Origin of the sequence: Evansella cellulosilytica DSM 2522 (assembly GCF_000177235.2) — a bacterium.
Lineage (GTDB): Bacteria > Bacillota > Bacilli > Bacillales > Salisediminibacteriaceae > Evansella > Evansella cellulosilytica.
In genome coordinates, this window is record NC_014829.1 from 1265520 (window position 1) to 1281269 (window position 15750).

At 32.6% G+C, this 15750-nt stretch carries 10 protein-coding genes; all 10 read left to right on the forward strand.

The window, feature by feature from the left end:
• Positions 1-12: 12 nt before the first annotated feature.
• The 10 genes from BCELL_RS21515 to BCELL_RS05780 all read left to right on the forward strand — a co-directional run bounded on the left by BCELL_RS21515 (position 13) and on the right by BCELL_RS05780 (position 15561).
• Positions 13-1089: an McrB family protein gene (locus BCELL_RS21515; RefSeq protein ID WP_013487733.1), complete on the forward strand. Its 1077-nt coding sequence runs from the start codon at positions 13-15 to the stop codon at positions 1087-1089.
• A complete protein-coding gene (locus BCELL_RS05740; protein ID WP_013487734.1) occupies positions 1067-2665 on the forward strand; it encodes a DUF2357 domain-containing protein in 1599 nt (532 codons plus the stop codon). The genes BCELL_RS21515 and BCELL_RS05740 overlap by 23 nt, the downstream gene beginning before the upstream one ends.
• 168 nt (positions 2666-2833) lie before the next feature.
• Positions 2834-3394: a tyrosine-type recombinase/integrase gene (locus tag BCELL_RS05745; RefSeq protein ID WP_013487735.1), complete on the forward strand. Its 561-nt coding sequence runs from the start codon at positions 2834-2836 to the stop codon at positions 3392-3394.
• A 21-nt stretch (positions 3395-3415) separates the two neighbouring features.
• Positions 3416-4498: a DNA cytosine methyltransferase gene (locus tag BCELL_RS05750; RefSeq protein WP_013487736.1), complete on the forward strand. Its 1083-nt coding sequence runs from the start codon at positions 3416-3418 to the stop codon at positions 4496-4498.
• Complete coding sequence (locus BCELL_RS05755) at positions 4491-5582, forward strand: DNA cytosine methyltransferase (RefSeq protein ID WP_013487737.1); 1092 nt, start codon at positions 4491-4493, stop codon at positions 5580-5582. The genes BCELL_RS05750 and BCELL_RS05755 overlap by 8 nt, the downstream gene beginning before the upstream one ends.
• A 1017-nt stretch (positions 5583-6599) precedes the next feature.
• A complete protein-coding gene (locus BCELL_RS05760) occupies positions 6600-8294 on the forward strand; it encodes a DNA cytosine methyltransferase (protein WP_013487738.1) in 1695 nt (564 codons plus the stop codon).
• Positions 8295-8453: 159 nt separating this feature from the next.
• Positions 8454-9887 (forward strand): ATP-binding protein, encoded by a 1434-nt coding sequence (locus BCELL_RS05765; protein ID WP_013487739.1) that lies wholly within the window; start codon positions 8454-8456, stop codon positions 9885-9887.
• Positions 9868-12576, forward strand: coding sequence for a Z1 domain-containing protein (locus BCELL_RS05770; RefSeq protein WP_013487740.1), 2709 nt, complete (start codon positions 9868-9870; stop codon positions 12574-12576). The genes BCELL_RS05765 and BCELL_RS05770 overlap by 20 nt, the downstream gene beginning before the upstream one ends.
• Positions 12548-13492: a PD-(D/E)XK motif protein gene (locus BCELL_RS05775; RefSeq protein WP_245546997.1), complete on the forward strand. Its 945-nt coding sequence runs from the start codon at positions 12548-12550 to the stop codon at positions 13490-13492. Before BCELL_RS05770 ends, BCELL_RS05775 begins: the two co-directional genes overlap by 29 nt.
• Before the next feature lie 14 nt (positions 13493-13506).
• Positions 13507-15561, forward strand: a complete 2055-nt coding sequence (locus tag BCELL_RS05780; RefSeq protein ID WP_013487742.1) for an AIPR family protein — start codon at positions 13507-13509, stop codon at positions 15559-15561.
• Positions 15562-15750: the final 189 nt, after the last annotated feature.

Genomic DNA, 15750 nt, shown 5'->3' on the forward strand with positions numbered 1-15750 from the left:
GGAGTATGCCATTTGAGTAACGAGAATTCATACAAAAAAGCAAATGCAATAACAAAACAGGGTTTTAAAGATCAGGTGAGTAAAATGGCTGAACTTGTGGGTGCTACTATCCCGAAGGATGCGGATTTTACAAGGGAAAAAAGAGGGGTATATAACCAGTCTATCTCATTAGATACAGTAAAAGAATTTATAAGTAATAGGGGAATGAGAATCTCAGATAGAATGATTAGAAGGTATCACTTATCTCTTATAAATAAAGGGTTTGTTATTCTATCAGGGATTAGTGGTACTGGGAAAACTTGGTTAGCTGAACTTTATGCGGAAGCCATTGGAGCTAAGAAATTAGTTGTACCAGTTGCTCCAAACTGGACGTCTAATGAGGACTTATTGGGGTTTTATAATCCACTGGATAACGAATATAAGCACACTGAATTCAGCAAATTTCTTATGGAAGCACAAGATGAGTATGTAGCTTCACTACAAGAAAAGCGACAGCCAGTACCATATCATATTATCTTAGATGAGATGAACTTGGCTCGTGTGGAATACTATTTTGCAAAATTTTTATCCCTTCTAGAAGTAAAAGGTAGAAATGAAGAAGTATACATTGATATTCCTCCAAAAGACAGAATTATATTAACTCCTAATCTATTTTTTATCGGGACTATTAATGTAGATGAAACAACACAAAGTTTTGCTGATAAAGTGTACGATCGTGCTCAACTTATAGAAGTGGAAATTAGTAGAGAGGAAATTAAAGCTGCACTAGGCGCTGAAGAATATAGTGATGTTATCATGGAGATATGGGACACAGTATTTGAGGTTGCCCCTTTTGCTTATCGTGTAATTGGAGACTTAAAAAAGTATATAGAAGATGCAGAGAAAGTTGGACAAAGCTGGAATGTTGCATTAGATGAACAAGTATTACAGAAAATATTGCCGAAGATAAAGGGTACTGATCTAGAAATTGGAGGCAAACTAGAAGAATTAAAAATTATTCTTGATAGAGCTAATTTAGAATTAAGCACTGAAAAAGTAAACAAAATGTTAGAGAGGTATGCTAGATATGGAGTTGCAAGCTACTTTTGATTTAAACTTTTATTGCGAGCAACAAAGAGGCTACATCCAAGAACCAAAAGAATGGCAATCCGTAATTTTGGAAATAGCTGTTGATATAGATAGGTGGGATTATTACGAACTATCCATAAATAATCAACCTGTAGAGCTTTTTCTAAAAATAATAGGTGCTAGTAAGCGATTAGTGACCAAAAGTTTCCGATTTTCCGCTGGACACTATAAATTGAAGTTATTTTATGACAAAGCTAATCGATATAGAAATTTTACAGTAGTTCCTTCCAAAATTAGTAAAGATGCTCATGTAGTTATGCTGGAAGAGTTAATTTATAAGCTTCCTGTGGATATATCAGTCAGCTTAAACCGATTAGGGGCGTTTACTGGAATAAGGTTTGTTCCAACTACGCATTCAACTGTTGCTCAAGAGCTTCTTCGAATTCAAAGAGCTATCTTAGGTACGAATAAGAAAATGGGATTAGTAAAAGTATTAGATATATTGACTAAAGCTCCTCATCGAATCTTGAAGACGCAAGATGTATGGGTAAGATCAGAATATGTTAGACGTCCCAATGCTACTAAAATTGCCTATTCGCTTGTGCAACCAAATAATCTTAGTTCGCAAAGTCTACCAGTAAGGCTTATGGACAGTAGGGTAGAGCATTCTTATAATATATATGAAAATCAGTTACTACAGTTATATATACATCAGGTAAACACCCAGCTTCGGAAGTTGAAGAAGATATTGCTAGCTCTTAACAATCAATCTTTATATGAGCAGGTTATACTGTTAGAAACAAAAATGGAACGAGCTACTAAAAGTGCGACTTTTCTTCATGAAGTCGATGTCCCAAACCACATAAGTTTAAAAATAACGATGGTTTTGTTAAATGTTCCTGCATATCGTGCGGTTTTAGATGGGTTTCAAGAGTTTCGCAAGGTGATGATATCAAATATAAATGAGAGAGAAATGGATTCACCATTAGAGAATACGCCGGAATTATATCAAAAGTGGGGGACACTTAAGATATTAGCTATTTTGTTAGATGAAGCTCTTAAAGCGGGATATGTTGTGAAAATGCAAAGATTATTGACCCCAATTCTTGGTAGTAATACGGTAAAGGTCCTGTCGGATGGGAAACCAGCTATTATTCTTGAGAATCCTATTACGAATAACATAGTAAGGTTTATTCCAGAGAGGTCATTTACATCGAAAGGGAAGAGCTTAAGAAGTATTAGTTATATCCAAAGACCAGATATAGCGATTGAAGTTTCTAAACCAAATGGGAAAACCTCTATATTCTTATTTGACCCCAAATATAAATTGCAAAGTGAAGATGAAATTTTTGATAATGCACTTAATCATAATAATAAAGGGAAACCTCAGAAAGTTGATATTGATAAGATGCACGCTTATCGTGATGCTATTAGAGATGAAAAAGGTGGTCAAGTTGTAGAGCACGCTTCAATTTTATACCCAGGGGAAACGGTAGAATACATTAACGGGTTAAGTGCAATACAAGCCTATCCTTCTATGGACAAAGAATTAATAGAGCCCGTTGAGAAAGTGATCAATGCAGCGTTAGAAGGATGATAAAAATAGCTATCTTTTAAGGTAGCTTTTTATTATGTAGTGAATAAATATTTTTTAAAAAAGCAAACATATATTCTTGCCATTAGACTTCATTTTAGTCTATAATGAATACAGCAAAATAATAGAATTTATATTTTTTGCTGTATTGGTGTATTGGAGGTGGTAGTCATGAATCTTGTAGAACCAATTAAGTCTGAGAAAGATATTGAAAAATTAAAGGCAGTATTAAAAAGCCAAAACTATAGAGACTATTTATTGTTTGTACTTGGTATTAATACAGGTATGAAAATTTGTGATATCCTTTTTTTAAAATTTCAAGACGTCTTTCATCAAGGTGAAATTGTGTCTTCTATACATATCAGTGGAGATAACTACCCTATAAATTCTGGTGTCAAGGAATGTCTTTTGTTATTTGTGGAACAGCAAAAAAGGGAAGAAGAATTTCTATTGTCACGCTACATTTTTGAAAGTAGGAAAGGTAGAGAACCTATTGACCGGTCCCACGCTTATCGTATTTTAAATGATGCTTCTATTAAAATTGGACTCAAAGCTAATGTAGGAACAAATACGATGAGAAAGACATTTGGGTATCATCATTATAAAAAATTTAAAGATATTAACTATCTTCAAAAGTTATTTCACCATTCGTCTAGTAAGAAGACGCTGAAGTATATCGGATTCAATAGTGCTCCCGATAATAAAGATAGTATAAACGAGTTTATTTTATAGATTTTTGGAAGGTGAATTTAAATGATTCCTAGAGTAATAGATTTATTTAGTGGTTGTGGTGGAATTAGTGAGGGTTTTCGGTTAGCCGGATTTGATATTTTAGGTGGACTTGATTTTAATCCAGATGCAGTGGAAACTTTTCATCAAAACTTTTTAAACTCTCGTGCAATTTGTGCGGATATCCAAGAGATAAAGAATGATGAAATTACTTATATGTTTGATTTAACTGGAGACATAGATGTAATCGTTGGTGGACCACCTTGTCAAGGTTTTTCTTCTGCGAATCGTTGGCAAAAAGAAATGGCAGACCCGAGAAATAAATTGTTTTATGAATACATTCGATTTGTAGAAGTTTTTATGCCTAAAGTAGTACTTATAGAGAACGTACGTGGTATTCTAACACGAGACAACGGATACGCCCGGAAAAAAATATATTCTATTCTAGAAAATCTCGGTTATATAGTTGATAGTGCAGTTCTTGATGCCTCTGAATTCGGAGTGCCGCAAAAACGATTAAGAGCATTCTTTATCGCAACAAGGAAAGATATTCCTCAAATTACTTTTGATAAATTAAAGAAAAAACCAATTGTGTTAGTTAAAGATGCGCTAGGAGAATTATATGAATTAGAAGAGCAAATGGGAAAAAATCGTTCGAACTACTTTTTATCTTCTAAACCAGATTCTTCATATAGAAAATATTTAAGAAATTCTAAAAATAGTATAGAAAATCATGAAATCCGTTATCCAGCTAAAATTCAGCAAGACAGGATTGCTTGTGTTCCACAAGGAGGAAATTGGCGCGATATTCCAGAAAGTTACTTTCCAAATAACCGTAAGAATCGCCACTCTTCAGCCTACAAGCGTCTAGATGAAGAAGATGTCTCTGTAACAATAGATACAGGAAATGCACATAGTAATTATTTTCACACTATATTTCATAGAATTCCTACAGTTAGAGAGGCCGCAAGACTCCAATCTTTTAATGATGACTTTATTTTTTATGGATCTAGGACAAGCCAGTATAGACAAGTAGGAAATGCTGTACCCCCATTATTAGCAAAGGCAGTTGCAGTTGCAATCAAGGAGGGATTAACAAATGAGTAAATCAAAAATTATTGATTTGTTTAGTGGTGTTGGCGGCTTCAGTCTAGGCTTTGAGATGGCTGGTTATGAAACTGTTCTAGCTATCGATTTCTGGAAAGATGCTATCGAGACATATAATCATAACAGAGAAAACAAGGTTGCAGAAGTAATGAGTATTCATGATCTTTCAAAAGAAAGGTTGGAAAAGTTGAAAAGTGATCATACAATTGAAGGGATTATTGGCGGACCTCCGTGTCAGGGGTTTAGCACAGTTGGTACAAGAGATATAAATGATGAGAGGAACCACCTCTATTTAGAGTATTTTCGAGTTGTTAAAGAAGTTATGCCGAAATTTTTTGTGATTGAAAATGTTAAAGGTCTTTTAACTTTAAATAAAGGCATGTTCAAAGAAGATATAATGGATCGATTTGGGAATTTAGGTTATCGTATATCTGAACCACAAGTATTAAATGCAGCTGATTATGGTGTTCCTCAGCATCGACACCGAGTATTCTTTGTGGGCGTACTGGACGGAGCTTTTGAGTTCCCTAGAAAAAAAAATGAGGTAATTTCTACTAAGGATGCGTTATCCGATTTACCATCATTAGAAAAATTTGAAGGTTCAGATGTCGAGTTCGAATATCATGTAAAACCTCAGAATCTTTATCAAACATTTATGAGAGAAAATTCTGATATTATCCTTAATCATAACAAGACGAACCATACCGATCAAACGATTGACATAATTTCGATGGTAGGGGATGGGGGGTCAATTAAAGACCTGCCACCAGAATACTGGAATATTAGAAAATATAACAAAGCGTTTCAGAGAATGAACAGTAATTTACCTTCTCATACGATAGATACAGGTCATAGAAATTACTTCCACTATGAAGAAAACCGTGTACCTTCAGTCCGCGAGTGTGCTAGAATACAATCCTTTCCAGATGACTTTGTGTTTTTAGGCACTAAGTCAAGTCAATATAAACAAGTAGGGAATGCTGTACCGCCACTACTTGGATATGAAATAGCTCTAGAACTACAAAAAAGATACAAGAAAAGTAATAGCAAAAATTCTATAGAACAGCTTACTTTAATTCCATAATAGGAAACCCTTATTTAGTTAAGTGAAAAAAGCTAAATAAGGGTTTATTGAATTTGACCTTACTTAGTCAATTATATAAAAATGGAAAAGTGTACATGGTCGATCTTATACAGTGATTACAAATAATCGATAAGAACTTAGTAAGGATCTTTTAAAATGCCATATTTTTTAAATGTTATTAATTACTGAGAAAAATACCATGTGAGTTTAAATTTTTCCGATATAAATAACGAGTATATCAGAGTTGCATTATTATTTGATCTTCTTACTTCCCCTATTCCTGTGAATGTTATTTGTTGGTAATCACTAATATATTTTCAGATACTTTGAATATGAATATGATGCCTTTAACTTTCAATTTGAATGTCTGGTAAGTCATGAATCCCCTTTTAAATGGAATGGAAAACAAAAGGGGAACGAGTATATAAGCGATACACTTGCAAGGCTTACGGTATTTGCGGTCAAAAAGTAGTCTTGTACTTATGCCAAGAACCGAAGGTCGGTAACTAGGTTTACAGATGAAGGAGTGATTGAACAGACTTCCAAAACTACGGGAAATTAAATAAATATTTATAAACAAAGAGCGACAATTCGTTGTGTACCCTTTTCAGGATTATGAAACAAAACCTCGGCTATTTATTCTTTTTAACACAAGGGTTTGAATCAATGGCATGAGGCCAACCTAATTTGTCTTGTTATAGTCTCAAGAGACTGTTCAAAAAAAATGCAGTTAAGGAGCTCTTAGATATCTACAGAGAACTAGCTTCTTCAAGATTTGATATGCACAACACTTCTTTAAGCAAAAGTGGATAATTCCATGCTTTCAAGTGTACTGCGAATTCAATTATTAGACAGTCTGTTATACGGTGGTGTGAGAGGTCGGGGGCTAATCGCCCCCTCCTACTCGTTTGGTATTCTTTTAAATTTGTATATTTTTGTAGATTCTTAGTATCTCATATTATGTTATACTTCTACTTATAAACAAATCTGTATACTTGATTTTGAAGGGGATTTACAATGGGCAAACTCAAAGTAATTGATTTATTTGCAGGTGCAGGTGGATTGAGTGCTGGATTTGAGCAAACAGATTCATTTGAAGTCATTGCAGCAATCGAAAATAATAAAAATGCCAGAAAAACATTTAGAAGAAATCATAAAAGCTTAAGGAAAGAATTTTTTTTTAGAGATATAAAAGATCTTAAATATGAGCAAATTAATGAATTAAAAAAAATAGGAATAGATATTGTAATAGGTGGTCCACCATGTCAGGGCTTTTCAAATGCTAATCGTCAAAAGAATACACTTATATCCATAAATAACCAACTTGTAAAAGATTATATAAATGTGATTGAAAACCTAAATCCAAAAGCATTTTTAATGGAAAATGTAAATACGATGCGATCGGAAAAGCATAAGTTCTTTAAAGCAAATCATGAAAAAGAAGAGCTTGAAAGATTGGATATAAAGCTAGTGAATGAAACAATTGTAATTGGGAAAAAAATGAAATTAACTCTTTTGCTCATTGAGTTTCTAAATCAACAAGATATTAATTTTAGTGAATTTTTATTAGATGAAGAAATTTTTTCAAAATTAAACGCAATTCAACGAAAAAACAATATAAAAGAATACTTTAACAAAGATAATAATTCACGCTATTTCAAAAAAATATTAACAAAATGGAACGAATTACACAATTATTGGTGTGATGACTATAAAGAAAATTGGAAAAAGTTAAGAGAGGAACTAGCAGATATTTTGTTGTCGGGGATAGAAAGCGGTGGATTTCTAGATAGGTTAAAAGAAATTGTAGAAGTACAAAGGATATTAATGAAGTATAGGGAAATTAAAGATAATGATATATTCTATAAAAATATAACGATAGTTAATGAGAATATTACTGTTGAAGTACAAACGTATAATGTATTTGAGTATGTAAAGAAAAGGTTGAAAAAATTAAGGTATAAGATTAACGAAGATGATAAATATATTTTAAATGCAGCAAATTATGGGGTCCCACAACAAAGAAGACGTCTATTTATAATTGGAGTTCGGGAAGATTTAGTAAAAAAAGGACGAAGGGTAACATTACCTGAACCAATATTAACTAATGAAGAAGAGTTTTTTAATATTTCGATTGCGATAAGTGACTTGGAAACCCTCCCTACTAGTACGATGATAGATTCACCACCAGTTCCTATTAAGAAACAGAATTTAATAAGTAGAAATTCATTAGTAAATTATTATCGCGAAAATAATAATGGATACTTGTATAACCATGTAAGAACTGAAACTCGTGAAACTGCCTTAAAGCGTTTTCGTTCGTTGCAACCCGGACAAAATTTTCATGACTTAACAGATGAACTGAAATCTACCTATACTGATTATAGTAGAACGCAAAATACAGTTTATAAAAGACTAGATTATGAAGAAATTGCAGGGACAGTTTTGAATGTAAGGAAATCTATGTGGATACATCCAAGCCTTGATCGTGCAGTGACAATTAGGGAGGCTGCCAGATTACAATCATTTCAAGATAACTTTATATTTGAAGGTACAAAAGATGCACAATATCAACAAGTGGGAAATGCTGTACCACCATTATTAGCTAGATTTATTGCAGAAAGTCTATTAAATGCACTAGGGGAAAATCCAAAAGTTGAGGCAGTTGATATGCTAAATATAAACAATAAACTGGAGGAAATTGTTATTTGAAAATATAGACAAATAAATGGAAAAAAGGGGGCTAATAGTCCTCTTTTTTTGTATAATTAAATTAGAGACTAAAATGAGATAAAATTTATAGGATATTATGGTATTAATTATTCATTTGTTGTTATAAAAAACTATTTAATAAAAGTTGGTGAAGAAATAATGCATACAGAAGTTGTAAAGCCAATAGTATCTAATTTTATTAAATCCTTAAGAGATATTGGATATTCATTTGAAGTTGCAGTAGCGGATGTACTAGATAATAGTATTACTGCAAAAGCAAAAAATATTCAGATAGTTTGTATTCCGAACCCCAATACAGTGTTTACAATATTGGATGATGGCAATGGCATGTCTAATGATGAGCTTATAGATGCCATGCGTTTAGCTACAAATGATCCTGACTCAACCAGAGAAGAAACTGACTTAGGTCGTTTTGGGCTAGGGTTAAAAACGGCTTCATTTTCCCAATGTACTGACTTAACTGTTATCTCAAAAAAAGATGGAATAGTTTCTATTAAGCAGTGGGATTTGAATTTTATCTCGCGAGAAAACGAATGGCTCCTCATCACTCCTGATATTAAGCAATTTGAAAAGATACCTTTATTCGATGTTTTTATGAAACAAGATTGTGGAACTTTAGTCGTTTGGCGGGGTATAGATACTTTTACTGAAGCTAATATACCGAGTAAGGTGGATATACTAAGAAACCATCTGTCATTAGTATTTCATTGTTTTTTAGAAGGAATTGTGCCAGGCAAGAAAGCATTAAGTATTTCTGTAAATGGTCATCAACTTGAACCGTTTAATCCGTTTAATCCAAAACATATAGCAACTCAACAATTAACGCCTGAAAAAATAAAGTATATGGATGGAGAAATTATAATACAGCCATATATTTTACCACACCATTCTAAACTGTCACAGGAACAATTTGAAAAGTATGCTACGAAAGATGGTTATACAAAGTCTCAAGGTTTTTATTTATACAGAGCCCACAGATTACTTATATATGGTACCTGGTGGGGGATGCACAGGGCAAACGATGCCCATAAACTTGTTAGAATCAAAATAGATATTCCTAATAACCAAGATACTGCTTGGGGTATTGATATTAAGAAATCTTTTGCTAATCCTGATACTGAACTTAAAAACGACTTAAAGCGTATTATCCAACAAGTAACAGTAAAAGGTTCACGACCCTATACAGGTAGAGGGAAAAAAATCGAAGATAAATCAACAACGCGCTTTTGGGAGTTGATGGCCGATAATAAAGAAATAAAATTTGCAATTAATAGATTACATCCAATTATCAAAAGCCTTGAGAACACGTTAGATGATGACCAACAACACTTGTTAAACGTTATTTTGATGGGAGTAGAAGGTTACCTTCCTTTGGATGCTATAGTAGCACAATTAAATACCAACCCATTGAATGTAAAACAAGATTCATTAATAGATGAGGTACAAATAAAAGCCCTTGTGGAAAATTGGCGTGCCGGCGGTATTAGTGAGGATTTTATTAAGCAATTGTTAAGAACGGAAGTATATAAAAATAGGGAGGATTATTTTAAATATGCCAGCAACGGGAGATAAAAATAATATGTATGATCAAGTTAAAGAAAAAATTACAGATAATCTTACAAAACAAAGTACTTTGAAAGAAGATACCATAGAAAAATTAATAGAGGAATGGAAAGGGGTTATAGAAAATACTCCCCAAAATCTATTGAAAATCATCCTTGGACTTGAAGATGAGCAGCATATACGATCTTTAAGTGGAGAGGATTGGAATTACCTTAAGAATGAACTAGAGCAATCTTTTATTGTTAAGATCGAGTCTGGAATTTTGGTAACCGGAGAAAATCAAAAAGCAAGAGATACAACATGGTGGACAAGTAAAAAACAGCTAGAAATTGATAATTATTATTCTTCAAATTACATGAACTATATGAAACGGAATTTGCCAACCGATGTATTGAATACAATAGATGAAGATACAGATGCAGTAATGAATAATTTAGCTGATCCAGATTTAGGTGATTTTTCAATATACGGTATGGTTGTTGGACATGTGCAATCTGGAAAAACATCCAATTATGCTTCTTTGATTTGTAAGGCTGCAGATGCAGGATATAGGTTTATTGTTGTTATTGCTGGGGCGTTAAATAATCTAAGAGATCAGACGCAAAAGAGACTAGACGAAGTTTTTATAGGTGCAAATTATCAAGGTGTTGGTCAATTACCTGGATTTAAAAGAGAAAAAATGCCAGACAGTCTCACTAATGCTGACAATGACTTTAAACTCGAAACAGCAAAAGCCAGAGGAACAACAAACTTCGAAAACATGCAATTACCCATTCTAGTTGTAATAAAGAAGCATACGAAGTCATTATCAAATTTATTAGAATGGTTAGAAAAACATTATAAGAACCAAATTGAAAAAGCTATGTTGGTAATTGACGACGAGTCAGACTATGCATCCATAAATACAAAAGAGGAAGAAGATCCAACGGTAATTAATGAAAAAATACGTCTACTATTAAGGAAATTTAAGAAAAGTGCGTATGTTGCTTATACAGCAACACCATATGCCAATATTTTTATAGATCATGAAGCCAAAAACGAAGAAATAGGTAAAGATTTATTCCCGGAAGATTTCATTTATGCATTAGAAGCGCCTTCCAATTATTTTGGAGCCGAAAAAATATTCGGTAGTGAAGATAAAAAGTTTGTAGTGGAAATACCGGACGAAGATGCAGTTTATGAGTTAGACGATACCCCTTATCCACCAGGAAAAATACCATTTATAATTAAACACAAAAAAGACTATGCTGAAGAACTTAATGTCTTGCCGGATACTCTAAAGGACGCAATTCATTTATTTCTATTAAATATAGCCATTCGAAATTTACGTAATCAAAGGAAGCATAATAGTATGCTTATTCATATTTCCAGATTTACGAATGTCCATATTAAAGTTAAAAAACTTGTTAAAGAGTATTTTGAAATAGTAAAGGATAATATTTTAGCATATGGTAATCTTGATAATCCCGATAATTATTCTGTAACTATTCAGTTAATGAGAAGTACTTTCGACACGAGATTAGAAGATATAGAATTCAGTTTTGAAACTATTTTAAGAGAGTTAGCAGAGGTTATTGAACTTGTAATTATACGTGATGCGCATCAAAAAGCTAAGGACCGTTTAGTGTACAGAGATGATATTCAAACGAATGTAATAGTTATTGGTGGATTAAGCTTATCAAGGGGATATACATTAGAAGGATTAAGTGTTAGTTACTTTTTAAGAACCACTGTTTTTTATGATACATTAATGCAAATGGGACGTTGGTTTGGGTATCGCATTGGATACGAGGACCTTTGTCGTATCTATCTCACGGATGACCTTTATAGAAAGTTTGGTTTTATAATTGAGGCTACAAATGATTTAATTAATAGATTAAAGGATATGAAGCAAGACAATTTAACACCTAGGGATTTTGGTTTAGCTGTTAAGTTGCACCCTGATAGCCTTGTACAAATTACAGCGAGAAATAAATCCAAACATACAGAAGATATGTATTTGCAGATGAATCTAGATGGTTCAATGAAGGAAACTGGATGGTTAAATGATGGAGAAAAAGATATCTCTAAAAATGAAATTCTCTTAAGAGAAACAATGAATAGTTTACTGACTGGCGGATATGAGCATGTCTCTAAGGAAAGCTATGTTTGGAAAAACGTGGACAAGTCTATAGTCGAAACATTTGTAAAGAACTATCAATTATATAAAAATGACCCACTCGGATTAAGGTCGAGAATGCCCATAGATTTTATAAGAAAATATATTCAAGCAAGTGAATCTAATTGGGATGTAGTGTTATTTAATGGTAAAGGAACCGAGAGCTTTGTTTATGACTCAATTACAGTTAAACGTCAAAAGAGAAAAGTAAAACATAAGGAGGGATATTTCGAAGTCACAAACAGACAACTTTCCCGAGCTAATCCTGAGAGAATTGTTATGCCTAAAGAATTCAGTAATTTAAGTTCAAGTGAGATGCGTACAAAACTGGACAAACCTTTACTTATGCTTCATGCACTTGAGCTTAGAGGTCAGAACGATGAATTTATCACTAATGCTATTGGTTTTGGGATAAGTTTTCCTATCTCAGGAAGACCACAAGATAATATGTTTAAAGTTCGTATCAATAATGTATATAAGAGACAACTCGAAGAAGCATTAAAAGTTGAGAATGATGAAATTGGTGACTATGATGAATAATCCTTGGACGGAATTAAATTATTTAAATAAAATCAGGGTTAAAGAGTCTATCAAGTACAATGCTTTTTGGATCAGAGATGCTTTAAATAAATATGGCTTATTAATACAATGTGATGAAAACTTTATTCTTCCGAAAAGAGAAATTAAGTTAAAGGGCATTGAGGTTAAACTTGATAATACATCTACACCCAACCAGCTAATTCTACTATTAAAGGAATCAAAGGATTGGGAAATTTTTTTAGTGCTATGCAATGATTTGATTAATGTCATGAAGCAAAACGAAAAAGAAATAATTGTAAAAGTTATGAAACGTTTAGTTAGATGGCAAAAGTTACTTCAAAGAACTACTTTGAACTTACTATCAAAAGAAGAACAGATGGGATTATTCAGTGAATTAAAGATATTAAAAGACTACTTAATCCCTAGATATGGTTACAGTAGGAGTATAAATAGCTGGGTAGGAGCTTTAGGAGATAAGCAGGATTTTTTACTAGAAAATTTAGCAATAGAGATAAAATCGTATAGAATAACATCCGGTAATTCTGTATGGATTTCTTCAAAAGAGCAGTTAAATTCAGAAAAAAATCCATTATATCTGGTTGCATGTGCAATTAATGAAATATACAAAGGGGAGACAATCGTAGATTTAGTTAACTCAATAACCGGAGCGATAGACGATAATAATTTACTAGAGGAGTTTATGGAGAAAGTAGAACTATATGGCTATATTCCGGAGATTCAGAAAGATTCTTTATCAAAATTCTCTATGGAACAAATAAATGTTTTTGAAGTTAGAGAGGAGTTCCCTAAAATACACTATGATCATGTTTCACCACTAATTACTAACTTGAAGTATAGAATTGATTTGTCGGGTTGTTCACAATTCAAGGTTAAAGTAGATGAAATTTTAATATAATAGAGGTGTAGAACATGATAACAATGGAAGAGTTCCATTCAGATTTCTTACAATCAATATTTTCTGACTCCGAAAGTCGGGGATTAATGAAGGCTCAGTCATTTTTTGAATTAGTCTGTGAAGATTTGATGCAAGTTGGCGATTTAACCAATAATTACGAGGCTGCAGAATTTATAAAAACTGGTTGTGAGGTATATGGGTACGATTTTGATGAAGAAAGAAAGACATTTTCATTAATAAATTTTCAGTTTTTTCAAGATGATACAATCGATACATTAACGAAGCAACAAGTAACTACAAAGTTTAAACGATTAAAAAAGTTCGGAGAATTAAGTATGCAAGGTCTTCATTATGACTTAGAGGAAACTTCTGATGCTTATTCGCTAGCATTTACAATAAATCGAAATGTGCAAAATAATTTGATAGATAAATTTCGATTAATCGTTTTAACAGATGGAAAAATGACTAAAACAATATCTAGCATACCAAATGATTTAGTAAACAATATTCCATGCGAACATAAAATTATTGATATAAACTATTTATATGCTATTTATAAATCTGAGAACACTTCAGGTTCTTACGATATTGACTTAAAAGTTCCTTATATAGTGGTGCCAAGTAATTCAGATGAGTATCAATCTTATTTAGGGATTTTAGATGGGAACCAATTATTTGATATTTATGACGTATATGGTCAAAAATTGTTAGAGCAAAATGTTCGTACTTTTTTACAATTTAGAGGCGGAGTTAATAAAGGTATACGTAATACTATTCAATTTAAACCAGATATGTTTTTCGCATATAACAATGGAATTACAGCTACTGCTACTCATGTTGAAACTAAAGACGGGTATATCACAAAAATTACAGATTTCCAAATTGTGAATGGTGGTCAAACGACTTCCGCTATCTATGCAGCAAAAAAGAACGCGAAGTTGGACATTTCTAAAGTGTCAGTTCAAATGAAATTATCAGTAGTAAATAATATTGAGAAAAAAAGTGAGTTTGTATCGAATGTATCTCAATTTGCAAATACCCAGAACAAAGTAAACAAATCAGACTTCTTCTCAAATAGTCCATTCCATAAGGAAATGAAGGATTACTCAAAACGTATATGGGTAGCTACTCGTGAAGGCTCTCAAAAGCGTACACATTGGTTTTATGAAAGAGTACGTGGAGAATATTTAAATGAGCAAGCTTACTTAACTCCAGCAAAGAGAAGACAGTTTCAAATTGAAAATCCGAAGCATCAGCTTATTGATAAGACTTTCTTAGCAAAAAGTGAAAATTCTTGGGATCGAAAACCCCATGTTGTTTCAAAGGGTGCACAGTATAGTTTCGAAGAATTTGCAAACTCTGTTACAGATACACTTGAAAAGAATCAAATGGCGATAACAGAAAAATATTTTAAGGATGCGATATCTAGGGTAATTTTGTTCCGTACGACCGAAAAGATTGTGTCAAAAGCTCCATGGTATGAGAATGCTTTTAGGGCGCAAACAGTTACCTATTCAATTGCATTACTTTCCCACATGCTTCACAAAAAGAAATTGTTTTTAGATTTTGGTAAAGTGTGGGATGAACAAAGACTACCAATTGAGTTAGCAGAATTAATGAAAGTTATAACCAGGATGGTTTATGAAAATATTACAAATCCACCACCAGGTTCAGCGAATATATCACAGTGGTGTAAGAAAGAATTATGCTGGAAGGATATTTGTAATATTGAATTAGATTTATCACCACTAAGAAATTTAGTGATTACAACAGAAGAAGAAAAATTTGAAATTAAATCTGAGAAGCAGCAAAAAGAATTAGATAGTGGGATTGAAATACAGACATTCGTAGTAAAAACTAATTTTGAAGTGTGGTCTCAACTATTAAGCTATTACATTAGTACAAAAAGCCTTGGTACACTAACAATTACTCAGAGAGATATTTTAAAAAAATATACAGAAGGCAAAATTCCATTACCATCTGAAAAACAGGCAAAAGTGCTTTATGCTTTGTATCAGAGAGCTCTGAAAGAAGGGTGGGAAGTTGTGGATGACAAGTCAATAACATAAAGGAAATAATTATATTTTACTAGGGACATAGAAAGGATGTTAGTGAGAGGATAGTGAATGACTAGTCACAATACTTTACATTTTGTTAAACGACTTAAAAAGATCTAAAATATAGAAAACAAAATCTATCATTTCAATCAGATAGATATCAGCTAAAAGATCTATCTTGTAAAACCACTATCTGATAAA

What these genes read in the sequence shown, in the direction of transcription:
- BCELL_RS05740 (WP_013487734.1), top strand. Translation starts at nt 1,067, where the DNA reads ATGGAGTTGCAAGCTACTTTTGATTTAAACTTTTATTGCGAGCAACAA.
- BCELL_RS05745 (WP_013487735.1), top strand. Translation starts at nt 2,834, where the DNA reads ATGAATCTTGTAGAACCAATTAAGTCTGAGAAAGATATTGAAAAATTA.
- BCELL_RS05750 (WP_013487736.1), top strand. Translation starts at nt 3,416, where the DNA reads ATGATTCCTAGAGTAATAGATTTATTTAGTGGTTGTGGTGGAATTAGT.
- BCELL_RS05755 (WP_013487737.1), top strand. Translation starts at nt 4,491, where the DNA reads ATGAGTAAATCAAAAATTATTGATTTGTTTAGTGGTGTTGGCGGCTTC.
- BCELL_RS05760 (WP_013487738.1), top strand. Translation starts at nt 6,600, where the DNA reads ATGGGCAAACTCAAAGTAATTGATTTATTTGCAGGTGCAGGTGGATTG.
- BCELL_RS05765 (WP_013487739.1), top strand. Translation starts at nt 8,454, where the DNA reads ATGCATACAGAAGTTGTAAAGCCAATAGTATCTAATTTTATTAAATCC.
- BCELL_RS05770 (WP_013487740.1), top strand. Translation starts at nt 9,868, where the DNA reads ATGCCAGCAACGGGAGATAAAAATAATATGTATGATCAAGTTAAAGAA.
- BCELL_RS05775 (WP_245546997.1), top strand. Translation starts at nt 12,548, where the DNA reads ATGATGAAATTGGTGACTATGATGAATAATCCTTGGACGGAATTAAAT.
- BCELL_RS05780 (WP_013487742.1), top strand. Translation starts at nt 13,507, where the DNA reads ATGATAACAATGGAAGAGTTCCATTCAGATTTCTTACAATCAATATTT.